This is a genomic window from Kibdelosporangium banguiense (assembly GCF_017876405.1).
GTDB classification, from domain to species: domain Bacteria; phylum Actinomycetota; class Actinomycetes; order Mycobacteriales; family Pseudonocardiaceae; genus Kibdelosporangium; species Kibdelosporangium banguiense.
The window spans coordinates 3,449,949-3,473,717 of sequence record NZ_JAGINW010000001.1 but is presented as its reverse complement, the minus strand read 5'-3'; the positions used below and the strand labels follow the sequence as shown (position 1 = coordinate 3,473,717).

At 66.8% G+C, this 23,769-nt stretch carries 19 protein-coding genes; 12 read left to right on the top strand and 7 right to left on the bottom strand.

The genetic code is table 11. The features are described 5' to 3' along the window. Positions 1 to 52 precede the first annotated feature (52 nt). The 4 genes from JOF56_RS16540 to JOF56_RS16525 form a co-directional block, all read right to left on the bottom strand. Positions 53 to 1,216 carry an acyl-CoA dehydrogenase family protein gene (locus JOF56_RS16540; RefSeq protein ID WP_209638752.1) on the bottom strand — a complete coding sequence of 388 codons (1,164 nt, stop codon included), beginning with the start codon at positions 1,214 to 1,216 and terminating at the stop codon, positions 53 to 55. Beyond that, positions 1,213 to 3,171, bottom strand: a complete 1,959-nt coding sequence (locus JOF56_RS16535) for an ATP-binding protein (RefSeq protein WP_209638750.1) — start codon at positions 3,169 to 3,171, stop codon at positions 1,213 to 1,215. The genes JOF56_RS16540 and JOF56_RS16535 overlap by 4 nt, the downstream gene beginning before the upstream one ends. A gap of 5 nt (positions 3,172 to 3,176) precedes the next feature. Further along, positions 3,177 to 4,790: a carboxyl transferase domain-containing protein gene (locus JOF56_RS16530; protein WP_209638748.1), complete on the bottom strand. Its 1,614-nt coding sequence runs from the start codon at positions 4,788 to 4,790 to the stop codon at positions 3,177 to 3,179. A gap of 107 nt (positions 4,791 to 4,897) precedes the next feature. Further along, positions 4,898 to 5,686 (bottom strand): SGNH/GDSL hydrolase family protein, encoded by a 789-nt coding sequence (locus JOF56_RS16525; protein ID WP_209638746.1) that lies wholly within the window; start codon positions 5,684 to 5,686, stop codon positions 4,898 to 4,900. Between the two features lie 151 nt (positions 5,687 to 5,837). Between JOF56_RS16525 and JOF56_RS16520 the strand changes: the two genes are divergently transcribed. The 4 genes from JOF56_RS16520 (at position 5,838) to JOF56_RS16505 (ending at position 10,466) form a co-directional block, all read left to right on the top strand. After that, positions 5,838 to 6,434, top strand: coding sequence for an SACE_7040 family transcriptional regulator (locus JOF56_RS16520; RefSeq protein WP_307855130.1), 597 nt, complete (start codon positions 5,838 to 5,840; stop codon positions 6,432 to 6,434). A gap of 146 nt (positions 6,435 to 6,580) precedes the next feature. Continuing rightward, positions 6,581 to 7,405, top strand: coding sequence for an SAM-dependent methyltransferase (locus tag JOF56_RS16515; protein WP_209638744.1), 825 nt, complete (start codon positions 6,581 to 6,583; stop codon positions 7,403 to 7,405). 390 nt (positions 7,406 to 7,795) lie between these two features. Beyond that, a complete protein-coding gene (locus JOF56_RS16510) occupies positions 7,796 to 9,910 on the top strand; it encodes an EAL domain-containing protein (protein ID WP_209638742.1) in 2,115 nt (704 codons plus the stop codon). A 127-nt stretch (positions 9,911 to 10,037) separates the two neighbouring features. Continuing rightward, entirely contained in the window at positions 10,038 to 10,466 is a 429-nt protein-coding gene (locus tag JOF56_RS16505) for a hypothetical protein (protein WP_245379634.1), read from the top strand. Positions 10,467 to 10,934: 468 nt separating this feature from the next. On the opposite strand, the gene metX is transcribed toward JOF56_RS16505, so the two are convergent. Continuing rightward, the gene (metX, locus tag JOF56_RS16500; RefSeq protein WP_209638738.1) at positions 10,935 to 12,005 is read right to left on the bottom strand and encodes a homoserine O-acetyltransferase MetX; all 1,071 of its coding nucleotides are present in this window, start codon (positions 12,003 to 12,005) and stop codon (positions 10,935 to 10,937) included. Beyond that, a complete protein-coding gene (locus JOF56_RS16495) occupies positions 12,002 to 13,303 on the bottom strand; it encodes a bifunctional o-acetylhomoserine/o-acetylserine sulfhydrylase (RefSeq protein WP_209638736.1) in 1,302 nt (433 codons plus the stop codon). The genes metX and JOF56_RS16495 overlap by 4 nt, the downstream gene beginning before the upstream one ends. Positions 13,304 to 13,463: 160 nt before the next feature. Between JOF56_RS16495 and rdmE the strand changes: the two genes are divergently transcribed. Together rdmE and JOF56_RS16485 are read left to right on the top strand one after the other, a co-directional pair. Continuing rightward, positions 13,464 to 14,981, top strand: a complete 1,518-nt coding sequence (rdmE, locus tag JOF56_RS16490; protein WP_209638734.1) for an aklavinone 12-hydroxylase RdmE — start codon at positions 13,464 to 13,466, stop codon at positions 14,979 to 14,981. 10 nt (positions 14,982 to 14,991) lie between these two features. After that, positions 14,992 to 15,861: an SGNH/GDSL hydrolase family protein gene (locus JOF56_RS16485; protein ID WP_209638732.1), complete on the top strand. Its 870-nt coding sequence runs from the start codon at positions 14,992 to 14,994 to the stop codon at positions 15,859 to 15,861. On the opposite strand, the gene JOF56_RS16480 is transcribed toward JOF56_RS16485, so the two are convergent. Next, a complete protein-coding gene (locus JOF56_RS16480; protein WP_307855129.1) occupies positions 15,858 to 16,970 on the bottom strand; it encodes a DUF5925 domain-containing protein in 1,113 nt (370 codons plus the stop codon). The two genes, JOF56_RS16485 and JOF56_RS16480, sit on opposite strands and share 4 nt — an antisense overlap. Before the next feature lie 305 nt (positions 16,971 to 17,275). Here JOF56_RS16480 and JOF56_RS16475 point away from each other — a divergent pair, with 305 nt between their 5' ends. From JOF56_RS16475 to JOF56_RS16450, 6 genes are all read left to right on the top strand, one after another. Further along, complete coding sequence (locus tag JOF56_RS16475; RefSeq protein WP_209638729.1) at positions 17,276 to 18,808, top strand: PucR family transcriptional regulator; 1,533 nt, start codon at positions 17,276 to 17,278, stop codon at positions 18,806 to 18,808. 123 nt (positions 18,809 to 18,931) lie between these two features. Then, on the top strand, positions 18,932 to 20,044 hold the full coding sequence (gene ald, locus JOF56_RS16470; protein ID WP_209638727.1) for an alanine dehydrogenase: 1,113 nt from the start codon (positions 18,932 to 18,934) through the stop codon (positions 20,042 to 20,044). A 1,181-nt stretch (positions 20,045 to 21,225) separates the two neighbouring features. Then, positions 21,226 to 21,417, top strand: a complete 192-nt coding sequence (locus JOF56_RS16465) for a hypothetical protein (protein ID WP_209638725.1) — start codon at positions 21,226 to 21,228, stop codon at positions 21,415 to 21,417. Beyond that, a complete protein-coding gene (locus JOF56_RS16460; RefSeq protein ID WP_245378275.1) occupies positions 21,414 to 21,818 on the top strand; it encodes a hypothetical protein in 405 nt (134 codons plus the stop codon). Before JOF56_RS16465 ends, JOF56_RS16460 begins: the two co-directional genes overlap by 4 nt. A gap of 57 nt (positions 21,819 to 21,875) precedes the next feature. After that, the gene (locus JOF56_RS16455; RefSeq protein ID WP_209638723.1) at positions 21,876 to 22,922 is read left to right on the top strand and encodes an ATP-binding cassette domain-containing protein; all 1,047 of its coding nucleotides are present in this window, start codon (positions 21,876 to 21,878) and stop codon (positions 22,920 to 22,922) included. Then, positions 22,922 to 23,758 carry an ABC transporter permease gene (locus tag JOF56_RS16450; RefSeq protein WP_209638721.1) on the top strand — a complete coding sequence of 279 codons (837 nt, stop codon included), beginning with the start codon at positions 22,922 to 22,924 and terminating at the stop codon, positions 23,756 to 23,758. Before JOF56_RS16455 ends, JOF56_RS16450 begins: the two co-directional genes overlap by 1 nt. The last annotated feature ends 11 nt before the right edge of the window (positions 23,759 to 23,769 follow it).

The following is a 23,769-nucleotide window of genomic DNA, read 5'->3' as shown; positions in this document are numbered from 1 at the left end:
CGCGCGACCGGGCCACGCATCATCAGGGATGCCCCGGAGGGAGCCCTTGTTTCTACTGCCAGGGGCGGGCCAGACCCAGGTCACGGGCGATGAGCATGCGCTGGACCTCGCTGGTGCCCTCACCGATCTCGAGGATCTTGGCGTCCCGGTAGAACCGGCCGACCGGGTACTCGTTCATGAAGCCGTAGCCGCCGAAGATCTGCGTGGCGTCGCGGGCATTGTCCATGGCCGCTTCGGAGGAGACCAGTTTGGCGATCGCAGCCTGACGCTTGAACGGCTCGTTGCGCAGCATCCGGGCCGCGGCCTCGTAGTAGGCCAGGCGGGCGACGTGGGTGCGGGCCTCCATGTCGGCGATCTTGAACTGGATCGCCTGGTACTCGCCGATCTTGTGGCCGAACGCCTCGCGCTCCTTGACGTACCGCACGCACTCGTCCACACAGCCCTGTGCGAGCCCCACCGACACCGCGGCGATCGCGATCCGGCCCTCATCCAAAGTGGACAGGAACTGGGCGTAACCGCGACCTTTCTGACCCAGCAGGTTCTCCGCGGGGACAACGCAGTCCTGGAAAGACAGTTCCCGGGTGTCCGAGGCACTCCAGCCGACCTTCGAGTACTTCTTGGAGACCGAGAACCCTGGTGTGCCGGATGGGACGATGATCGCGGAGATCTGCTTGCGGCCGTCATTCTCGCCGGTCACCGCCGTGACTGTGACCAGGCCGGTGATGTCGGTACCGGAGTTGGTGATGAACGCCTTGGTGCCGTTGATGATCCAGCTGTCGCCGTCGCGGCGGGCGGTGGTCCGGGTCGCACCCGCGTCGGAACCGCCGCCCGGCTCGGTCAGTCCGAAGGCGCCGAGCATCTCGCCGGACACCAGCTTGGGCAGCCATTCGGCCTTCTGCTCGTCGTTGCCGAAGCGGTAGATCGGCATCGCGCCAAGGGAAACGCCGGCCTCCAGCGTGATCGCGACCGACGAGTCGACGCGCGCCAGCTCCTCCAACGCGATGCACAAGGTGAAGTAGTCGCCGCCCATACCACCCACGGACTCCGGGAACGGCAGGCCGAACAGGCCCATCCGGGCCATCTTGGCGACGATGTCGTACGGGAACTCGCAGCGCTCGTAGTACTCGCCGATGACCGGCGCGATCTCTTCCCGCGCGAACTCCTGCACGGTCTTGCGCAGCGCTTCGTGCTCCTCCTCGAGCCTGAAGTCGATCATGTCGTCATCTCCTCTGGGGTCACCAGGGCGAGTGGTTGGTTGAGCGTGACCTGTTGGCCCGCTTGGACATGCAGCTCGGTGAGCACGCCGTCGACTGGCGCGGTGATGGTGTGTTCCATCTTCATCGCCTCGACCACCAGCAACGGCGTTCCCGCGGTGACGCGGTCGCCCTGCACGGCCTTGACCACCAGCACAGTGCCGGGCATCGGGCTGGTCACCGGCCCGCCAGCGGTACCGGAAGCCGTGGATTCCTCCAGCAGCGAGTGCTCGGCGATCGACCAGGTGAAGCCGTCTTCGGCGAGCCAGAGCACGCAACCGGCCCTGGCGCGGCGATACTTGTGCGTCCGGCCGTCGAAAGTCAGCCGTAGCAACGAATCCTCGACGGAAGCGGACGCCTGTACAGGAGCCGCGTCGCCGACAGTCACCTGGTCGCCGACAACCCGGACAGTCACCTGCCGGTCACCGGAGTCGAACCGGACCGAGAAGCCCGCATGCGCGCCGATTCGCCAGCCGCTGGGCACGTCCCACGGGTCGACAACCGGGCCATTGGGTTGCAGCGCAAGCAGATCGTCGAGTGCCGCGGCGGCGAAGACATGGTCGGGAGTCGACTGGGTGAACTTGCCGCGCCGCTCCACGAGCTGGGTGTCGAGCCGCCCGGCCAGCACGTCCGGATCGTGCAGCAAGTCCCTCAGGTAGGCCACGTTCGTGCCGACGCCGAGCACAGCCGTGTCCGCCAGCGCCGCCGAAAGCCTGCCCAGGGCGGCTTCCCGGGTCGGCGCCCAGGCGATCACCTTGGCCAGCATCGGGTCGTAGTTCGAGCCGACCTCGGTTCCCACGCGCAGACCGGAATCGACGCGTACGTCCACAGGTTCCGCGATGTCCAGCACGGTCCCGCCGGTCGGCAGGAAGTCCCGTGCGGGGTCTTCGGCGTAGACCCGGGCCTCGATGGCGTGCCCGGTGAGCTCGACCTGCTCCTGCGACACCCCCAGAGGCTCGCCCGCGGCCACCCGGAGCTGCCATTCGACCAGGTCAAGGCCGGTCACCAGCTCGGTCACCGGGTGCTCGACCTGCAGCCGGGTGTTCATCTCCATGAAGAAGAACTCGTCCGGCCGGTCCGCGGAGACAATGCATTCCACGGTCCCCGCACCGGTGTAGCCGACCGCACGGGCCGCATCGACTGCGGCAGCGCCCATCCGGGCCCGTGTCTCGGCGTCGAGCACAGGCGACGGCGCCTCTTCGATGATCTTCTGGTGCCTGCGCTGCAGGCTGCACTCGCGCTCACCAAGATGGATCACGTTGCCGTGCGCGTCGGCGAGCACCTGGATCTCGATGTGACGAGGCCGCTGCACGAATCGCTCGATCAGCAAAGTGTCGTCGCCGAACGAGCCCCGCGCTTCCCGCCGGGCCGACTCGATCGCCGCCCGAAGCTGCGTCACCTCGGTGACCAGGCGCATTCCCTTGCCGCCACCGCCGGCGGAAGGCTTGAGCAGCACCGGGAAACCGATCTCGGCGGCCGCCTCGACCAGGTCCGTGTCGGTCATGCCCGGCTCGGTCCGGCCGGGAACAACCGGAACACCCGCGGCCATCACGGTCTGCTTGGCGCGGATCTTGTCGCCCATCGCCTCGATCGCGCCGGTCGGCGGGCCGATGAACACCAGCCCGGCCTCTTCACAAGCCCGCGCGAAGTCCACGTTCTCGGCCAGGAAGCCGTAGCCGGGGTGGATCGCCTGGGCGCCGGCTTCCCTGGCGGCGGCGATGATCCGTGGGATCGAAAGGTAGCTCTCCCGGGCCGCGGCCGGGCCAATGCGGACCGCGGTGTCGGCTTCGAGCACGTGCCGGGCGCCGGCGTCCGCGTCGCTGTAGACCGCGATGGAGCGCACGCCGAGCCGCGCCAGGGTCCGGGTGATCCGGACCGCGATCTCGCCGCGGTTGGCGATCAGGACTCGCTGGAACATCTGCCTCACATCCGGAAAACGCCGTAGCCGGCTTCTTCGAGTTCCGCGTTCGCGGCCACCGACAGGGCCAGCCCGAGCACGGTCCTGGTGTCGCCTGGATCGATCACGCCGTCGTCCCAGAGCCGCGCGGTCGAGTAGTACGGGTTGCCCTGGTCCTCGTACTGCTGGCGGATCGGGTCCTTGAACGCCTCTTCGTCCGCGGCCGGCCAGTCGCCGCCGCTGCCCTCGATCTGGTCGCGGCGCACGGTCGCGAGCACCGACGCGGCCTGCTCGCCGCCCATCACCGAGATCCGGGCGTTCGGCCACATCCACAGGAACCGCGGCGAATACGCCCGGCCACACATGGAGTAGTTGCCGGCGCCGAACGATCCGCCGATGACCACAGTGAACTTCGGCACCCGGGCACACGCCACGGCGGTGACCATCTTGGCGCCGTGCTTGGCGATGCCGCCCGCCTCGTAGTCCCGGCCGACCATGAACCCGGTGATGTTCTGCAGGAACACCAAAGGAATCCGGCGCTTGTCGCACAGTTCGATGAAGTGTGCGCCCTTGAGCGCGGACTCTCCGAACAGGACACCGTTATTGGCGATGATGCCGACCGGGTGGCCGTGAATTCGCGCAAACCCTGTTATAAGCGTGTTTCCGTACTCCCGCTTGAACTCGCGGAACTTGCTGCCGTCGACCACCCGAGCGATGACTTCCCTTACGTCATAAGGGGTTCGTGAGTCGGTGGGCACGACGCCGTACAGCTGCAAGGGGTCGACAGCGGGCTCTTCCACGGGAGCGAGGTCCCAAGGTTTGGGAACACGAGGACCCAAGGTCGACACGATCGACCGGACGATCCGCAGCGCGTGCGCGTCGTCCTCAGCCAAGTGGTCGGTCACACCCGAGACGCGAGAGTGCACGTCCCCGCCACCCAGCTCTTCGGCCGTGACGACCTCGCCGGTCGCGGCCTTCACCAGCGGAGGTCCGCCCAGGAAAATCGTGCCCTGGTTGCGTACGATCACCGCTTCGTCACTCATCGCGGGGACGTACGCGCCACCGGCGGTACAGGAGCCCAGCACGGCAGCGATCTGCGGTATGCCGCGTGCGGACATGGTGGCCTGGTTGAAGAAGATCCGACCGAAGTGCTCGCGATCCGGGAAGACCTCGTCCTGCTTGGGCAGGAACGCGCCACCCGAGTCGACCAGGTAGATACAAGGAAGATTGTTGTGTAGCGCGACTTCCTGCGCGCGCAAGTGCTTCTTCACGGTCATCGGGTAGTACGTGCCGCCCTTGACCGTGGCGTCGTTGGCGACGATGACGCACTCCCGGCCGGAGACGCGCCCCACACCGGTGATGATCCCGGCAGCAGGCGCTTCGTCGTCGTACATGCCGTCTGCGGCTAGCGGAGAAAGTTCCAGGAACGGCGAACCAGGGTCGAGCAGGGAATCCACCCGCTCGCGAGGCAGCAGCTTGCCGCGCTCGACATGCCGCTTGCGAGCCTTCTCCGGGCCGCCCAGGCGCGCTCGGGCCAGCCGTTCGCCCAGGTCGTCGGCCAGCGCGGCATGCTCTTTCACGTAGCGCTGGTAGGCGGCATCCGACGGGTCTGCCTGGCTGCGCAGCACGGGCGCGTCCATCTCGCTCCCAAGTTAGTCATCGTTAACCTAAGCTGAATGTTAGCGCTGACTAACGTGCCCGTCCACCCGGACAACCCCGGCCGAAGCCGGGGCCGTCGGGGTGTTGATCAGCCGGTGATCGCGGTCAGGGCCGGCAGGTAGCCCCTGGCCTGGCCGTTCTTGTTGGGGTGATAGGACTCTTCGACGGGCCATGTGAGGCTGTTGAGCCACAGGTCGCCCGAGCAGATCTCATGCCCTGTCCAAGCGTTACGGATGTCGACGAACGTGAATCCGGCCGCCGCCACTCGCGCCGCGGTCACCTGGGCGAGGGTGTCCGCACCGCTGTTGATCGCGGACCGTTTGGTGTCCGACAGGCCCACACTGCAGGAGCCGGGCACCTTGTAGAACCGCGGATAGCCGAGCACGACCACCCTCGCCGAGGGTGCGCGTTGTTTGATCTGGTTGTAGACGTTGTCCAACCGGGCAGGCAGTTCGTTCTGCGCGAACGTCTTGGCCTGATTCACCCGATTGGTACAAGTGGAATCACTGCCCAATGTGCATGTCGTGATCACGTCGACAAAGCCGGCGTCATTGCCGCCGATCGAGATGGTCACCAGTGATGTACTCGCACTGAGCGCACTGACCTGGCTGTTCAGCACGTCAGCGGTCTTCGCGCCGGAACACGCGATGAAATTGAACGACGCCGGTGCGTGGGTGTTGGCCCACAACCGCGGGTACGCATTGGTGCTGCGTTTGCAGCTACCGCCGCTGTAGGTGCCGCCGGTGCCGACACCGGATGAGTAGGAATCTCCAAGAGCCACATAGTTCTCGGCCGCCGCATAGGCCGGCGCGGACAGTGTGGTGAAGCCAAGGGCAGTAGCCGCAAGGCATAACAGGACACGGAACGGTCGCCTCATTGAGCCCTCCGCAAGTTCCCACAAGCAGGGTTGGGACTTTCAGGATGAGCGGCGTTTGTCGATTGTGGAAGTAACTGGTGAATTGTTAACCCGACTGTCCGTACGCCGTCACTGTTAGCGCTCGCTAACGTCACCCCGCTAGCATGGCCGCGTGTCGTCCCATCCGTTGTCCACAGGCGCGCCGGCCACACGGCGTGAACAGATCCTCGCCGCCGCGGCGGAGTTGTTCGCCCGGCACGGCTTCCACGGGGTCGGCATCGACGACATCGGCGCCGCGGTCGGCATCTCCGGCCCCGCGCTCTACCGGCATTTCCGCAGCAAGGACGCGATGCTCGGGGAGATGCTGACGTCCATCAGCGAGGTCCTGCTCGACGGCGGGCAGAGCCTGGCGGCCCGGTTCACCGAGCCGGCCGGGCTGCTGGCCGAACTGGTGCGTTTCCAAGTGGACTTCGCCCTGGACAATCCGGCACTGATCACCGTGCAGGAACGCAATCTAGGCAACCTGACCGACCCGGACCGCCGTCGCGTGCGCGCACTGCAACGCCGCTATGTAGAGGTGTGGGTACAGGCGATCCAGGAAGTCGTCGCCGGTATCGACGAGCCGTCCGCGCGGGCGGCCGCGCACGCGGTTTTCGGATTGATCAATTCGACCCCGCACAGCCGTCACCTCGACCGTGACCAAATGGCGGCATTACTCCGCGAGATGGCAATCGCCGCCCTGACGCAGCGTGGGACAGCAGCGCCGTAAGGACAGCGCCTGACGACGCATTTCTGTCACACGGCACGGACACAAGTGCTATGACACAGGCAGGTAACCGACCCCTGCCAATCCGGACATATAGCTGTAGGCTTCCCGCCGTTTTCACTCGAACACAAGCGAAATGGGCTGGGTAGATGACCGGCAAGCGCGGCTGGATTCCGGAGAACCTCGACCCTGCCCGGCCTTCTCCGGCCCGGATCTACGACTACGCCCTGGGCGGCGGGCACAACCTCGCCAGCGACCGGGCGATCTTCGACGAGCTGGTCAGGATCCAGCCCAATGCCCGGCAGATCGCGTGGAGCAACCGTGCCTTCATGCGCCGGGCCGTGCTCTTCATGATCGAGACCGGGATCCGGCAGTTCCTCGACCTCGGCTCCGGTATCCCTACAGTCGGCAACGTGCACGAGATCGCCCAGAAGGCCGCGCCCGGATCCCGGGTGGTCTACGTGGACGTCGAGGAGGTCGCCCTGGCGCACAGCCAGCTACTGCTGGAGAACGAGCCGGACGCGGCGATCGTCGACGCCGACATCACCTACCCGGACAACGTGCTCAAAGCGCCGGAAACGCTGCGGCTGCTGGACTTCAGCCAGCCGGTCGGTGTCCTCGCGGTGGCGGTCGGCCACTACATCCCGGCCGATGTGGACATCCACGCGGCGTTCGAGGCGTACCGCGAGGCCGTGCCGGACGGCAGCGCGCTGGCGATCAGCCACTTCACCGCCGATTTCGAACAGGTACGGGCGCAGGAGATCCTCGAGACCGTGCAGGCCAGTGCGTACAACCCCGCCTGCCTGCGGTCCCGGCCGGAGATCCTGGCGCTGTTCGGCGACTTCGAGCTGGTCGAACCCGGTCTGGTGCCGGCGTCCGGCTGGCGCCCGGACACCACCCCGCCGCAGTCGGCGGTGCCGGAGGACGACGGCATCTGGGCGGGCGTGGCGATCAAAAAGGGCACGACTGCGTAGTGACAGAATCTCAGCCCTGACACCCGGGATATCCCGTGAAACTTCATTCGATCGGACTAATGAAAACTACGGTGAGCAACCGTTTGCTGGCACCTACTCGCCTGAATGGGCCGCGACAGTGCGCCCGTCTACCGGATGGCTACTCCGCTGAGTAGCCTGGCCATCACCAGAACAGGACCGAGAGGTGTGCTGTAGCAGTGGTGTGCGACTTGGGCGGCCAGTCCCGACGGCGAGATCGAATGCCCGCGACACCGTGAACACTCGCCCCACAGGCCCGACATCCCGATAAGCACATGATCCACCGGTATACCCCGTTGCCCCGACCGCGAGAAGGTGCGTTGTGAGACCGAGCCCCCGCTCTGTGGTGGCGCACCGTCAGGAGCAGGCCCCGTGACCCCGCCGGGACCGCTTGACCCCGAGCGCGCCCAACGGCGTGCCGAGGTCGCCAAGGCATGGGCACGGGTCATCGGCCGCACTGCCTACGTGCCGATGACAGCCGACGAGATGGACGAGTTCTTGCTCGATCAGCTGCACGTGCTCGCCGACGCGGTCAACGCCGAACTGTTCGACCCCTCCAGTGCCGTCGGCGTCGGCCACGCCTTGGTGAACAACGACTTCACCGGGCCGGAGAGCCTGCAGTGCACGGTCGAGATCCTCGCCGCCGCGCTGCTGCTGGACTCCGACCGGCGCACCGACCGCGAGCTCGCCAAGAAGGTCGTCGGCCTGCTGTCCAACCTGGCCACCGGATACGCCACCGGCATCCGGCTGCGCACCCTGGACCAGCAGGAGCACATCAAGCAGGCGCTGCTGAAGTCCAAGCGGGAGGCCGAACGGCGGGAGCGCGCCGCGACCGAGCGGTTCGAGGAGGTCTTCCACGCCTCGGCGATCGGTATGGCGCTGACCGACATGGCCGGCAACTTCGTGCAGACCAACTCGGCGCTGGCGCACATCCTCGAGTGCACCGAGGCCGACCTGGACGACCGCAACGTCCGCGAGCTGTTCCCGCCCGAGGACGCCGACGACGTGGTGATCTCGTACCGCGAGGTCACCGAGGGCATCGTGCCGCGGGTGCGTGAACGCCGCCGGATGGTCCGGCAGGACGGCACCATCGCGTGGGTCTACCTGGTGATCTCGCTGCTGCGCGACGTCAACGGCGAACCGGCCTACCACGTAACGATGGTGGAGAACCTCAGCGAGCTGCAGGCGCTGCAGAACCAGCTGGGCCAGCAGTCCGTGCGCGACATGCTCACCGGCGTGGCCAACCGGCAGCACTTCCAGTCCAAACTGGACGCGATTCTGGAGGGCGCGTCACCGCGGACCGCCATCACCCTGCTGCACGTCGGCATCGACTCGTTCTCGGTGATCAACAACGGCCTTGGCCACCTGGCCGGCGACCGGATGCTGCAGGTGGTGGCCAACCAGCTGCGCGCGATCGTGGCCGACTACAACGCGGTGGTCGGCCGGGTCGGCGGCGACGAGTTCGCGATCCTGATCGAGAACACCCCGGACGTGCCGCACTACCAGGTGCTGATCGACCAGATCAACGACCGGCTGGCCGAGCCGACCTTCATCGGCGACGCCGGCGTCGCGGTCTGCGTGAGCATCGGCGTGGCGCAACACGTCGGCCGGGCGTACGGCCGGCTGGACCTGTTGCGTGCCGCCAACTCCACCATGCGCCGCGCCAAGGCGGTCGGCAAACGCCAGTGGGAGGCGCACAACGTCCACGAGGACGCCGACCAGAAGGCCCTGTTCGCGCTGACCGCGGCGATGCCCGGCGCGTGGGAGAACGGCGAACTCGACTGCGACTACCAGCCGGTGATCGACCTGGCCGACGGGCACGTAACCGGCCTGGAAGTGCTGCTGCGCTGGGATCACCCCGACGGCGTGATAGGGCACTACGCGTGCCGCGACATGTCCGAGAGCACCGGCATGTCGCTCACCATCGGGCCCTGGGCGTTCCAGCGAGCCTGCGAGCAGGCCGCGGATCAGGAGATCGGCCTGCGGCTGCGGCTGACACAAATGCAGTCCTCCGACGGCAACCTGGCAGGCGTGCTCAACCGGGTGATCGCCAAGACAGGCATCCAGCCGGACCGGCTCGAGATCGCGCTCGACACCCGGGCGGTGATCGCCGACCGCGGCGAGGCACAGTCGAACCTGCAGGCGCTACGCGACAACGGCGTAATCGTCGGCCTGCACGAGTTCACCGGCAGCCAGACCGAGTTCGCGATCGTGGAGGACGAAGAGGTCCAGTCGGTGATCCTGGCCGGCTCGATCGTGGCCGACCGCCCCGACCGCAGGCGGCCCGACTCGCTCTTGACCAAGGTGACCGCCGGGATGATCGCAACCCTGAACCAGGCCGGCGTCATGGTCAGCGTCGTCGACGTGCCCACAGCACAGGACGCAGCGTGGTGGCACGCCATCGGCGTCACCCGCGCGCAGGGCGAGTTCGCCGGAGTGCCCGGCGACCTGGCGAGCGTGCTCCCTGAACGCCCGGCCCGTCGGTGAACCGGGGCCCGACAGTTTTCAATCACCTTGCGGAAGGCCCATACGGCTGTTGGAAGATGTCGTAGTGGACCCGAACTCCGATCAACCGCAACGCATCATCGCCGCCGCCAGCCAAGCGCTGGCGTCGATGCACGCCGGCCAGGACACCGGCGCGGTCGAGCGGATGACCGCCTTCGCCCGCGACCGCGGCCGCGAAGAGGCGACCGAACTGATGCTCATGCTGTTCCGCGAATGCAGCGCCATGGTGGCAGCCCTAGGCTCAGGCGGCACAGCACCGGTGAAAATGCAGGTCTACGACGACGACGGACACGAAGTCCCCATCGACGAGGCCGACCCACCCGTCCGCACAGCCGTCCGGACACTTCTGGCCGAAGTCCACGGCGACACCGAAGCCGCCAAGGACCAAATCGAGATCGCCCTGGCCAACGCCTCCCCCGCCGAGATGGCCATGGTCATGATGCAAGCGCTGCGCTGGACAATCAAACTGGCCGCCGAATGCGCCACCCGCGCACTCCCCGTCTCCGGCTGGATCACCACAGCCTTGAACGGCGACTGACCGATTCCGCTCCGGCGGCCAGGCCACTTCCCACCCGGCCGCCGTTCCCCAGCCGTCGATCGCACCTACCCAAGGCAGGGCCAGCCTCCGCTCTGGCTCTGGCCTTAGCTCTGGCTCCGGCCAGCGCCCACCCGGTCCAGCCCCTCGCCCAGACGAGTAAACCTCGAGCGAAAGTCCCTTTCGCACGGGTTCGCCTCTTGAAAACCCCTGCTCACCCGCCATCCCTTGTAGTCTGGAGCAGGGACGCCCCCCAGTGGCGGGTGGGGGCTGTCTACTTATGTAAGGGCCTGGCGGGTTTGTGTTTGTGCTGGTCAGGGCTGGTTTGTGCGGGGCTTGGGCGCTGGGGCGCTGACCGGGGCTCGACCCTTCAGGTCGGTGACCGTGCTCGCCTACCGCTCGCGGGCGCTAACCCAGGCTGGTTCTCACGTCGAGGCTGGGGCGCTCAACAACCAGATTCTACTTGGCCGGCTATGTGAGTAGTTCCTTGGCGAGTGCCGAGATCTGTGGGGTTTCGATCAGGAATGCGTCGTGGCCGTAGGGTGATGTGACTACGCGGAGGTCGCCTGCGTTGGGGATGGCTGCGGCGAGTTCGGCTTGCTGCGACAGGGGGTACAGGCGGTCGCTGTCTACGCCTGCCACGATTGTTTTGGCTTGGATGCGGTTGAGTGCGGCTTCTGTTCCGCCTCGGGAGCGGCCGACGTCGTGGGAGTTCATGGCTTCGGTCAGCACGACGTAGCTGCCTGCGTCGAAGCGGCGGACCAGTCTGGCTGCTTGGTGGTCCAAATAGGACTCGACGGCGAACCGGCCGTCGCCTTGGGGTGAGCGGCCGAAGCGGGCTGCCAGTTCGGGTTCGCTGCGGTATGTCACGTGGGCGATTTGGCGGGCGATGCCTAGGCCGGTGATTGGGCCGGGTGGGTTTGCGTGGTAATCGCCGTTGCGCCAGGCTGGGTCGGCGCGGATCGCGGCCAGTTGGGGTGAAGCCCAGGCGATCTGTTCTGCTGATGCGGCTGCGGGACAGGCCAGCAAGAGCAAGGCTGCGACTCTGGTTGGGTGCGTGACTGCCCATTCGACCGCGCGCATGCCGCCCATCGAGCCGCCGAGGACTCCGGCCCACGTTTCGATTCCCAGGGCGTCCGCGAACTGTGCCTCGGCGGCGACCTGGTCACGCACTGTCAATGCTGGGAATCTGCTGCCCCAGGGTTTTCCGTCTGCCGCTGGCGTTGATGGACCGGTTGTGCCTTGGCAGCCGCCGAGTACGTTTGGGGCCACCACGAAGAAGTGGTTTGTGTCCACGGCTTTGCCTGGTCCGATCAGGCCTTCCCACCAGCCGGGGGTGCCTGGGCCCGCCACATGACTGTCGCCTGTCAGCGCGTGGAGCACCAGGACGCAGTTCGACTTCGCCTGGTTGGGCAGACCCCAGGTTTCGTACGCGATTCGGATGTCCGGCAGGAGGTCGCCGGACTCCAGTTCCAGCGGCTGCCGGAGGCGGACCCAGCGACGACGGCCCGCTGGGTCTCCCTCCTGCCAGCCACCGGTCATGTGTTCGCCTTCGCTGCTCGGAAGCCTGCCTCCAGATCCGCTTTGAGGTCCTCGATTCCCTCGATACCGACCGAGAGACGAACCAGGCCCGGCGTCACGCCCGTGACGGCCTGTTCCTCCGGCGTCAACTGGCTGTGCGTGGTGCTTGCCGGGTGCACGATCAGGCTGCGCACGTCGCCGATGTTCACCAACTGTGAGAACAGTTCGGTACCGTCCACAAAGGCTCGTCCGGCGTCGACGCCGCCGCGTAGTTCGAAGCTCACGACTGCGCCTGCGCCGCGCGGCAGGTACTTCTGGCCTGCCGCGTACCACTTGCTGCCCGGCAGGCCAGCGTAATACACAGCGAGGACCTCATCGCGCTGTTCCAGCCATTCGGCGAGCGCCTGGGCGTTGGCCACGTGCCGCTCGATCCTCAGTGACAGCGTCTCGATTCCTTGGATGACAAGGAAACTGGTCAATGGCGCGATCGCGGCACCTGTGTCACGCAACAGCTGCACGCGCAGTTTCGCTGCGAAGGCACCATGTCCGAGAACTGGCCAGTACTGCAGGCCGTGGTAGCTCGGGTCTGGCTCGTGGAAGTCCGGGAACCGTTCGGCGTTCGCGCCGAAGTCGAACTTGCCTCCGTCGACGACTACGCCGGCTATGGCTGTGCCATGGCCACCGAGGTACTTGGTCGCCGAGTGGATCACTATGTCCGCGCCATGCTCGATCGGCCGCAACAGGTATGGAGTCGGCACAGTGTTGTCGACGACGAGCGGTACTCCCGCTTCGTGTGCCACCGCGGCGACAGCCTCGATGTCGAGCACGTTGCTGCGCGGGTTTGCCAACGTCTCGGCGAAGAACAGCTTTGTGTTCGGCTGGACCGCCGCACGCCACTCGTCGAGGTTGTCCGGGTCGTCGACGAAGGTGACCTCGATGCCCAACTTTGGCAGTGTGTAATGGAAAAGGTTGTATGTGCCGCCATACAACGAGGCGCTGGAGACGAGGTGGTCACCGGCTCTGGCGAGCGTCAGGATCGTTGCGGTCTCGGCTGCCTGCCCGGAGGCGAGCGCGACCGCCGCGACGCCGCCTTCGAGTGCGGCGACGCGCTGCTCGAGTACATCCTGCGTCGGGTTGTTGATCCGGGTGTAGATGTTGCCGGGCTCAGCGAGGCTGAAGAGGTCGGCGCCGTGCTGTGTGTCCCGGAACACGAACGATGTCGTTTGGTAGATGGGTGTCGCGCGTGCCCCGGTGGCCGGGTCGGGAGCTGCGCCGGAGTGGATCTGCTTGGTCTCGAACGACCAGCCGTCGGTGGACATGCCAAGCAAGCTAACGAGTCCGTCTACGCCCCACTACCGCGTCCACTTGCTGGAACCGGCCCTACCCGTTCGGGTGATCCGCCACTTCTCGGCGAGTCGTAAGACTCTTTCCCAAAACGACATCTTGTCAAACTAGTCTCTTAGTTCATAAGATGCTCTCATGGCTGAGGCACTTGTACTGATAGTCGGAGCGGGACTGGGCGGCACGTCGACAGCGATGTTCCTGGCAAAACGGGGCGTGGATGTGACGGTCGTCGAGCGGCACGAGAGCACGTCCATACATCCGCGGGCGTCCGGGCAATATCCCCGGACCATGGAATTCCTCCGGATCGCGGGCGTGGACGAGCAGATCAAGGCCGTCGCCGAGGACACCGGGCTCAAGATGAGGGTGGCCGAGACGGTCCGCGGCCCGATCCACCAGACGATCATCGGCAATCTCGACGAGCTGAAGTCGGCCGTCGAAAAGGTCACGCCCGCCGGCTGGGGGTCGGCGAGCCAGGACCAGGCCGAGCCGATCATGATGGCCCAGGCCGAGAACCACGGCGCACGGTTCCGGTTCGGCACCGAGCTCGTGTCGTTCAAGCAGGACACTGACGGTGTCACCGCACAGCTGCTGGAGCGCGATACCGGCCGCACCGACGAGGTCCGGGCCCAGTACCTGATCGCCGCGGACGGAAACCGCAGCCGGGTCCGGGAGAAGCTGGGCATCCCCCGGTTCGGCAAGGGCCGGCTGGCCAACCACATCGGCATGGTGTTCAACGCCGACCTGTCGGAACTGCTCACCGACAAGGACATGTGGCTGTACTACTTGCAGAACAAGGATTTCACCGGCGCCTTCGTCACCACGAGCGTTCCCGGCCGGCACATCTTCTCGGTCGAGTACCACCCGGAGAACGGCGAGAGCTTCGCGGACTACCCGGTTGAGCGCTGCGCCGAGTTGATCAGAGCCGGGCTGGCCATGCCGGATCTCCAGCCCGACATCGTCTGGCGTGGCCCGTGGGAGATGGCCGCCAGAATCGCCGAACGTTGGCGTGACAACAGGGTTTTCCTCGTCGGCGACGCCGCGAAGGTGACGCCGCCGACGGGCGGGCTGGGCGGCAACGCGGCCGTGTGCGACGGCTTCGACATCGCCTGGAAGCTGGCTGCCGTCCTGAACGGCGAGGCAGGCCCGGGCCTGCTCGACACCTATGAGGCGGAACGCAAGCACTCGGCCCGGATCGTGGTCGGCGAATCGCTGTTCAACTACGTCCAGCGAATGGCGCCGCACCTGGCCGGTGACGACATCCCGGCGTCGGTCGGCGCGGTGGAGGCGATGTTGGGCGAACGGCGCCACTCCAGTGCGGTGATCGACGAGAACGACGACGGCTCACCGGTGAAGAACCCGCTCGAGCTCCAGGGCGAACCGGGTTTCCGGGCGCCGCACGTGATCCTGCCGTCCGGTCTGTCTACACTGGACCTGTGGAGCACCGGCTGGGTGCTGCTGACCGGACCGGACGGCCGCTGGCAGGAGGTCACGAACCTGCCAGTGCACGACCTCGGCGAACACACCGAGAGGTTCGGAATCAGCGCCCACGGCGCGAGCCTGATCAGGCCGGACGGGATCGTCGCCTGGCGGACGTCCGAGCAGGCGGACAAAGAAACGCTGGAGAACGTACTACGCCGCGTGTTGTCTTGTTAGGTTGTCAGCCATGCGAGTGATCGTGCTGGTAGTGACGCTGTTCGGACTGCTAATGGCCGCTCCGGCCGCGGCGGACCAACAGCACGGCCTGTACCGCAGTTACGTCGCGCTCGGCGACTCCTACGCCTCCGGTCCCGGCATCCCGGCGCAAACCGGGCTGCCGGCCGGATGCACGCGGTCGGACCACAACTATCCGTCACTCATCGCCAAATGGCTGCGCATCCCTACGTTCACCGACGTGAGCTGCGGTGGCGCCCGGACCGTCGACATGACGTCGCCGCAGCAGGTGTCCGGCGGCACGAACCCGCCGCAGCTCAACGCGTTACGCGCGGACACACAGCTGGTGACGTTGATGATCGGCGGCAACGACATCGGGTTCGGCGAGATCCTGCAGACCTGCGGCAGCCTCGCCATGAAGGACCCGAATGGCAACCCGTGCGAACGGCACTACACGGCAGGCGGCAAGGACCAGCTCGCCGCCCGAGTCACCGCGGTCGGACCGAAGATCGCCGCCGTGATCAAGGAGATCCACAAGCGTTCACCGAAGGCGCACGTGGTCGTGGTCGGGTACCTGCGAATCCTTCCCGCGCAGGGAAGCTGCTTCCCTGTCGTGCCGTTCGCGACCGGTGACGCGCCTTATTTCGACGGCGTCGGCAGGAAGCTCAACGCCGAACTCGCCACCCAAGCGCGTAAGAACAAGGCGTCCTTCGTCAACCCGTACGCGTTCGCGTCCGGTCATGACGCGTGTCAGGCCCCCGACCGCAGATGGGTCGAGGGCCTGATCCCGGCTTCACCGGCCGCGCCGATGCATCCGAACGCCAAGGGGATGCAGGCGGTCGCGGTGCTCAGCGTTCCCACTGTCCTGTTCGGACGGTTCTAGAGGTACAGATTCGCGTGCTGATCCTGGGTGTCGGCCACGACCGGTGCCGTGCCCTCCCGGATCGAGTACAGCTCGGCGAGGGTCGCACCGGTGCCCGGCGCGACACCGGCGTCACCCAGCCAAGCGCTTGCCTCGGCATGGGTCAGTGGACCGACCTCGACCTGTGCGAGGCACCGGCCAGGCCGGGTCACCGCCGGGTGCAGGCGTGCCAGGTTCTCGTTGGTGGTGATCCCGATGAGCGTCCGGGTGCCCTGCCCGAGCAGGCCGTCGGTGAGGTTGAGCAACCGGGACAGCGCCTGCCCGGTCGAGGCCTTCGCCTCCCCGCGGATCAACTCGTCACAGTCCTCCAGCAGCAACAACCGCCACGGCTTCTCGTCGTCGTTGCTCACGCCGATGGCGACTTCGATCAGGTATGCAGGGTCGCCGAACAGCCGCTCCGGGTCGAGCACGCAATCCACCTGGCACCACTTGCGCCACGACTGCGCGATCGCCCGCAGCACGGTCGTTTTGCCCGTGCCCGGCGGACCGTGCAGCAGCAACAGACGCCCGGCGAGGTTGTCGGCCGTGGTCGCGAGAAGACGGTCGAACGCGGTAGCCACACCCGCGGTGTAGTTGCCCCGGATCTCCGGCCACATGGGCGCGGCGATATCCCGGACACGCCGGCGCGACACGCCGTCGAAGTACCAGAAACCCATGCTGACAACCGAAACGTCCTCGGTCTCCGGCTCTTCGGCACCGTCGATCGCTTCGGCCAGCACGCGCTCGGCGAGCTCGTCGTTGATCGCCGTGACGGTCACCCGCGCGCCCTCCTCCCAGCGAGACGCCAGGAGCATCCAGCCTTCGCCGGTCGCGAGCACGGCCTTACGGGCGTTGTCCTGGGCGACCCGGATGACAGTCGCGTTAGCGGGCAACAGTGCCGCTTCCTTGCGGACGCGCTTGACGTTGCCCGTCCGCGCGAACGGCAGGTCGCCTCCGGCGAATGGTGCGATGCTCAGCGCGTCGAGAACGTCGATCGGCGTGTCCGCGTCGTCGAACTGCAGGCGCAGCGGCATCACCGTCACCGGATCGGTTGAGGTGGCGGTCTTCAGAACATGCAGCTGCTGGGACACTTGACCATCATCGCGGGAAATCTCTTAGTCGACAAAGGATTATCGGATTCACCCGAAAAGCGGGTGCGGAAGTGTGACCGCCCCCGATGACGGCCACACCTCCGCTCGAATACCCGGCAGGCCCGGGTGCGTCTGCCCCAGCCCTGTCACCCTCTGTGGTGAACCGCTAACGCAGTACCCCAGAGCGTGCGCTGCTAAACCCTCTACCTCCAAAGACGGCATGAGTACGCGAAAGGTTGCGTGCGGATAGGGCGAAAGTTTGGCGCAAACAGACGACACTGAATCTCCTGAGCAGGGAGGTACTCATGATCACTGTGCAGGGCGTGGTCGACCGGGTCGGCCCGACGCTCCTGCGCACTGTGCTGGCCGGCGACCGGGTCGTCAGCGACGTGGTGATCGCGGAGCTCGGCAGGAGGACCCATGTGGCCGACGGCGACCTCGTCCTCGGCGTCACGGTGAACACCGCCGGCAAGGCCGCTGAGCTGGTCGAACACTGTGGCACGAAGGGTGCTGCCGCGGTTCTGCTCAAGCCACCTCTCGCCGCGAGCGCGGGCGTGCTCAGCGCGGCCCGGTCGACCGGCACAGCGGTCATCGAGGTGCACCACGCAGCAGCCTGGGCGCAGTTGGTCTGGTTGCTGCGCACGATTCTGGACGCCGCCGCGGACGACGAGCACGCAGTCGAGCCCGGCAACGCCGGTCTCGGCGACCTGTTCCGGCTGGCCGACGCGGCGGCCGCAGTGGTAGACGCGCCGGTCACGATCGAGGACGCGAACTCGCGGGTGCTGGCGTACTCCGCTCGCCAGGACCGCACAGACCCGGCGCGGGTGTCCACGATCATGGGCAGGCGCGTGCCGGACGACGTGCTCGCGCGATTCCGGTCCCGCGGCGTGTTCCGTGAGCTCAGTCGGGGCCGGACCACGATCTTCGTACCCGCCCAGAAGGACGGCACCTTGCCGCGGCTGATCGTGCCGATCCGGATGGGCGGCGAACTGCTCGGCTCGATGTGGGCCGTGGTGCCCGGGCCGGTCTCCGACGAGCGCGCCGCTGCTTTCGCCGACACCGCGCCAGTTGTGGCACTGCACCTGCTGCGTCGCCGCGCGCTGGCCGACGCCGAACGCCGCCGGTCCGCTGAGCTGGTCCGGACCGTCCTGCAGGGAAAAGGCAGCGTCCGCCTGGCCGCGGCCGAACTCGATCTTGAAGACGAGCCGCACAGGGTCGTCGCCATCGACGTGGACACAACTGACGCGCTCGGCGCCGAAGGCCTACGGCTGGCTTTGTGGGAGCGCATTACCGCTGGGGTTGGACGTCGCCCGGCCGTGACAGACCTGCACGGCGTGCTCTATGCGATCGTGCCCGACCACGCGGGTTGGCCTGCCCTTCGTGACGCGTTGCGTACCGAGACTCAGGCCCTTGTCGGCGTCGGCTCTCCCGCGGAGATCGTCGAACTGGCTGAGTCACGTGCGCAGGCCGAGGAAGTTCTCGGTCTCGTACGAGCGGGGTTGGTCAACGGTCCCGCCGCAAGCCACGACGAAGCATGGTCGGTAATCGCGTTGCACCGCGTCTCAGCCGCTGCCGTGCCAACCGGCGCCGCCGATTTGGGGCCTCTGTCGATATTGCGCGCCCACGACGAAGAGTCCGGCTCGTCATACGTCGACACGTTGTACGAATGGCTACGGCACCCCGGCGACCCCAAGGCCGCGGCACGTGCACTGCAGATCCACGCCAACACCCTCCGGTACCGGATGTCCCGCTTGATCGATCTGACCGGCCTGGATCTGGACGATCCGGACGTCCGGCTCGCGGTGACCGTCCAGCTCGCCACGACCCGTTGGGCCTAGCAACTGTGCTCCCACGACAACAACAAGAGGCTCGAATAGTGCCCCGAGCACGATGACACGACTCCAAGTGTCCGTCACCGTGGGATAAAGCACCCGGTTGGCCGATTGGCAGAGGAGCATCCCGTGAAGATCGCTGTCCCCCGCGAGGTCAAGAACCACGAGTACCGGGTCGCCCTCACCCCAGCCGGCGCCCACGAGCTCACCTCCCGCGGCCACGACGTGTTCGTGCAGGCCGACGCCGGTCTCGGCTCGGCGATCCCGGACGAGGAGTTCCTCGCCGCCGGCGCCAAGATCCTGGCCACGGCCGAAGAGGTCTGGGCCGAAGGCGAGATGGTGCTGAAGGTCAAGGAGCCGATCGCCTCGGAGTACCAGTTCCTCCGCAAGGACCAGGTCCTCTTCACCTACCTGCACCTCGCCGCCGACGCCCCGCTGACCAGCGCGTTGCTCGACGCGGGCACCACAGGCATCGCCTACGAGACCGTCCAGACCCCCAACGGCGCCCTCCCGCTGCTGGCCCCCATGTCCGAGGTCGCCGGCCGGCTCGCGCCCCAGGTCGGCGCCTACTCCCTGATGCGCCCCTCCGGCGGCCGTGGCGTCCTGCCCGGCGGAGTCCCCGGCGTCCACCCAGCCCGCGTGGTCGTCATCGGCGGCGGCGTCGCCGGCGTCAACGCGGCCCGCATCGCCCAAGGCATGGGCGCGGACGTGGAGATCCTGGACACCAACGTCGACCGGCTCCGCCAGATCGACATCGACTTCAACGGCCGGATCAGGACCCTCACGTCCAACCGCTACTCCCTCGAGCAGGCGGTCCTGGAAGCCGACCTGGTGATCGGCGCCGTGCTGGTGCCCGGCGCCAAGGCCCCCAAACTCGTCAGCAACGAACTCGTCGAGCGCATGAAGCCCGGCTCAGTCCTGGTCGACATCTCCATCGACCAAGGCGGCTGCTTCGCCGACTCCAAGGCCACCACGCACGACGACCCGACCTACCAGGTCCACCAGTCAGTGTTCTACTGCGTCGCCAACATGCCCGGCGCCGTCCCGCGCACTTCCACATACGCGCTGACGAACGTGACGCTCCCCTACGCAGTCGCCCTCGCCGACAAAGGCTGGCAAAAAGCCCTGCGCGACGACCACTCCCTCGCCCTCGGCCTCAACATGCACGCAGGCGCCCTCACCAACGCCCCAGTCGCCGAAGCCCACAACCTCAAGCACACCCAACTGACCCACGTCCTCTAGACGAACACCCCCCAGACTGAGCGGGTCCGCGACACATCGCGGGCCCGCTCAGCCGTCCCAGAGGGCAGTCAACACAGCCCCCAAGAGACGTCGATCACGGGAACAAACGTTCAAGACGCACGACCAAACACGCCCCGAGCTGCGAAATCACGCCCCGCATTGCCGATTAACCAACGACAACGACGTTGTGTTGATAAAAATCACCGACATACCAGCCCCCCGATGCAGCGCGAAACGACTTTATTGCCTAAGCTGTACCTGACGGCCCGCTCCCGGTGACCCCCAGGCTGGTTGAGCGGGCCGTCCTTCGTCTCGTTCCCGCGGCTACTCGGTGCTTCGCACCTTCGCTGCCGCGAGACTCAGTCTGTTCCTTCTGGGGGCCGAGCCCCCAGACCCTCACGTTCCGTTATGCCGCGATTCGGCTTGGCGCGGCTGACGGCGCGGAGCGCCATAGCCGCAGTTTGAGTGCTTCGCCACTCACAGGGCCCTGAGTGCTTCGCCTGTCGCAGGCGCTTGGGTGCTTGGCCACTCGCAGGCTTTGAGGGTTCGTGGTTTGGGCTTGGGTGGGCGCAGGGAGAGGGCCGGTTGGCGCCCCCGAGCGGCACGTGGGACCGGTTGCCGAGGCTGGAGGTGCTGGCGGGCGTGGTCAGCGCCCCCGAGATCAAAGAGGCCGGGTTGGCGACCACCCGAGTGTCTTTGCCCCGTTTGGCGCGTTAGCGCAGCAGAGGGCTGCTTCGTGGGTTCCCTCGCTCCAGTATGACCTGGGCGAAGCCTGTTCACGCATGTCCAGGGCGCCGCAACACAGCGGCGAGCAACCCAAGCTCGGCGCTTCCCAGCGGACAACAACCCGTAACGGGGCGCCGGCGAGCGCACGATTGCGGTGTCCTGGACATGCGTGCTCACCCTTGGGCAGGCCATGCTGGAACGAGGGGACCCGACGCAACCCACCTGTCCCACGACGGCGATCCCCCACCCCTCCTCCTGGCGGTCTGCCCGCCGGCGAGGCAAACAATCACCAGCAAAAACTCAAGGTGAAGCACCCAGGAACCCAGAGGTGGGTGGACAGTCACGAGAAGAAAGGGCAGGTGGGGAAGGTTTACCGGGCGGGAGAAGGGGCCGGTTGGGGGTTCAGGTGGGGACTGGAGATGTCGATTGGGTAAAGGTGACTGGTTGGGACAGCAGTGGCTGAGCCGCGGTGGGATGTGCAGTGTCTTGATCCGTTCGGGCGTGATCGGGCGTTGACGGTGCTGGTGGAGCGGGGCCGGGTGGTGCTCGTGCCGCCGCCGGGTGCTTCGGCGGTTCTGTCCATGCAGCAGATCAAGAGACTGCGGCAGGCCCTTGACCAGGCGGCCGGGCGGGCGAGTGAACCATGAGCAATCCGTTGGACGACGTGCTTCGCGCAGCCGTGTTGCGCAGGCTTGATCTGCTTGACCAGGTGGCCGAACAGGGGGACCCGGCCACCTTGCTTCCGCTGGCCCGCTCTGAGATCAGCCGGCTCGCCGACGGGTGGCGGCTGCTGCTGACGGTGCACCAGCCGGGTCCGGACCGCAAATGCACGGCCTGTCCACGCGGCTGGCGGGGTCGCAGGTGGCCTTGCCAGGTGTGGCGGATGGCACATGAGCACCTGATCGGTGAAGGTCTGCCGCATCGCGAACGCAGGCGTCCGCTACGCAATTCCTTGTTCCGTGCGCTGCGTAAGTCGCGGTCGGGGCAGGTGCCGCCGGAGCTCGCATGTGAACAAACGATGGAGATTCCGCCAGTCCCCCGCGCCTGACGTCACCCTGTGGAGGAGGATGTCGCCCACTGATGACCCGGGCGATCTGGAGGGCGTGTGCACGACGGTAGTGGTCGGGTGGTGGTCCAGGGCCTGACCAAGACGTTCGGTCAAGTCCTGGCGGTCCAGAACCTCAGCTTCACCGTGGAGCCCGGCACAGTGACCGGCTTCCTGGGCCCCAACGGTGCAGGCAAGACGACGACGCTGCGCATGCTGCTCGGTCTTGTCACGCCCACAGCGGGCTACGCGACGATCAACGGACAGCCGTTCCATAGCCTCGGTAACCCGGGCCGCGTGGTCGGTGCCGTGCTTGAGGCGCAGAGTTTCCATCCCAAGCGCAGCGCACGTAATCACCTGCGGGTGTACGCGGCCGCGATCGGTGTTCCGGATCAGCGCGCGGACGAGGTGTTGCGCCTGGTCGGCCTGGCAGACGCCGCCGAGCGTGGTGCGGGTGGTTTCTCAATGGGTATGCGGCAACGGCTCGCGTTGGCGACTGCGCTGCTCGGCGACCCGCAAGTGCTTGTGCTCGACGAGCCCGCGAACGGCCTTGACCCTGAGGGCATCCTGTGGCTCCGGACGTTCCTGCAGGGCTTCGCGCGCAGCGGCCGGACCGTGCTGGTCTCCAGCCACCTGCTGGCCGAGATCGAGCAGACCGTCGAGCAGGTCGTGATCCTCAGCCGTGGCCAGGCCATGTACTACGGCCCGCTCGACCGGTTGCGCAAGTCCCAGCAGTCCCGGGTCGTGGTGCGGCCCGCGGACCCGCAGAAGCTGATCACCGCTTTGCAGGAGGCCGAACTGACCGCGATCGAGCACCTGCCGGAAGGCCGGCTCGCCGTCACCGGCGCGACGCCCGAGCAGGTCGGTGACATCGCGCTGCAGGCCCAGGTCGCGATCTACGGCATGCTCACCGAACACGCCGACCTCGAACGGATCTTCTTCCAGCTGACCAGCGGCCAGTTCTCCGGCGCGAACCTCGATCCGTACCAGCAACAGCAATACCAACAACCGCAGTACCAGCAACAACCACCGCCCGGCTGGCAGCAACAGCAACCGCCGCAACAACATCCACAGCAGCCCGGCCAGGGATTCGGGGGTGGCTACTGATGGACCGCCTGATCAAAGCCGAGTACCGCAAGATCTTCACCACCAAACTGTGGTGGGCGCTGCTCATCCCGGCCGCCGCGCTCAGCCTCGGATTCACGTGGGGTGGCGCCGCGCTGGGCCTCGTCGGGGACCTGCAGCGCGAGGTCGGTGGCGTGTTCCCGTTGGCGCTGCCCGCGTTCGCCCAGGGCATCAACTTCGCGACCGTCTTCGCCCTCATCCTCGGTGGCACCTCGGTGACCGGCGAGATCCGCCACAAGACGATCACCACCAGCTATCTGACCGGCCCCACGCGTGGTGCCGTGCTGACCGCGAAACTGATCGTCTACACCACGATCGGCGCGCTGTACGGCGTGGTCTGCATGATCGCGGCAACGCTGGGTGCGTTGCTGGGCAACAACTTCCCGGACCCCGGCGACTGGTTCGCCCTGGCCGGCACGGGTGCGCTCGCGATGGTGCTGTGGACGCTGTTCGGCGTCGGGCTCGGTGCGTTGATCGGCAACCAGGTCGGCACCATCGTCGGGGGCATCGTCTACGTGCTCGTGGTCGAGCCGGTCATCGCGATTGTGCTCAGGACCAACGATGCCGGCGAGGTCCCGCCGTTCCTGCCCAACACCTCCGGCGGCCAGATGGTCAGCGCGCACTCGCTCGACCTGCTCGTCGACAACCTGCCGTTCGCCAGCCGGCGCGAGCAGCAAGGGGCCCGCGACGGGTTCGAGAGCATCTTCGGTCTCTCCGACAAGCTGGCATGGTGGGGCAGCGGCCTGATCTTCGCGTTCTACGTACTGGCCTTCGCCGTCGTCGGCTACCTCGTGGCACGCCAGCGGGACATCACCTGACCTGCGAAAAT

What these genes read in the sequence shown, in the direction of transcription:
- JOF56_RS16515 (WP_209638744.1), top strand. Translation starts at nt 6,581, where the DNA reads ATGACCGGCAAGCGCGGCTGGATTCCGGAGAACCTCGACCCTGCCCGG.
- JOF56_RS16540 (WP_209638752.1), bottom strand. Translation starts at nt 1,216, where the DNA reads ATGATCGACTTCAGGCTCGAGGAGGAGCACGAAGCGCTGCGCAAGACC.
- JOF56_RS16505 (WP_245379634.1), top strand. Translation starts at nt 10,038, where the DNA reads ATGCACGCCGGCCAGGACACCGGCGCGGTCGAGCGGATGACCGCCTTC.
- JOF56_RS16525 (WP_209638746.1), bottom strand. Translation starts at nt 5,686, where the DNA reads ATGAGGCGACCGTTCCGTGTCCTGTTATGCCTTGCGGCTACTGCCCTT.
- JOF56_RS16475 (WP_209638729.1), top strand. Translation starts at nt 17,276, where the DNA reads ATGATCACTGTGCAGGGCGTGGTCGACCGGGTCGGCCCGACGCTCCTG.
- JOF56_RS16460 (WP_245378275.1), top strand. Translation starts at nt 21,414, where the DNA reads ATGAGCAATCCGTTGGACGACGTGCTTCGCGCAGCCGTGTTGCGCAGG.
- JOF56_RS16535 (WP_209638750.1), bottom strand. Translation starts at nt 3,171, where the DNA reads ATGTTCCAGCGAGTCCTGATCGCCAACCGCGGCGAGATCGCGGTCCGG.
- metX (WP_209638738.1), bottom strand. Translation starts at nt 12,005, where the DNA reads ATGACCGGTGGCTGGCAGGAGGGAGACCCAGCGGGCCGTCGTCGCTGG.
- JOF56_RS16495 (WP_209638736.1), bottom strand. Translation starts at nt 13,303, where the DNA reads ATGTCCACCGACGGCTGGTCGTTCGAGACCAAGCAGATCCACTCCGGC.
- JOF56_RS16485 (WP_209638732.1), top strand. Translation starts at nt 14,992, where the DNA reads ATGCGAGTGATCGTGCTGGTAGTGACGCTGTTCGGACTGCTAATGGCC.
- JOF56_RS16530 (WP_209638748.1), bottom strand. Translation starts at nt 4,790, where the DNA reads ATGGACGCGCCCGTGCTGCGCAGCCAGGCAGACCCGTCGGATGCCGCC.
- rdmE (WP_209638734.1), top strand. Translation starts at nt 13,464, where the DNA reads ATGGCTGAGGCACTTGTACTGATAGTCGGAGCGGGACTGGGCGGCACG.
- JOF56_RS16450 (WP_209638721.1), top strand. Translation starts at nt 22,922, where the DNA reads ATGGACCGCCTGATCAAAGCCGAGTACCGCAAGATCTTCACCACCAAA.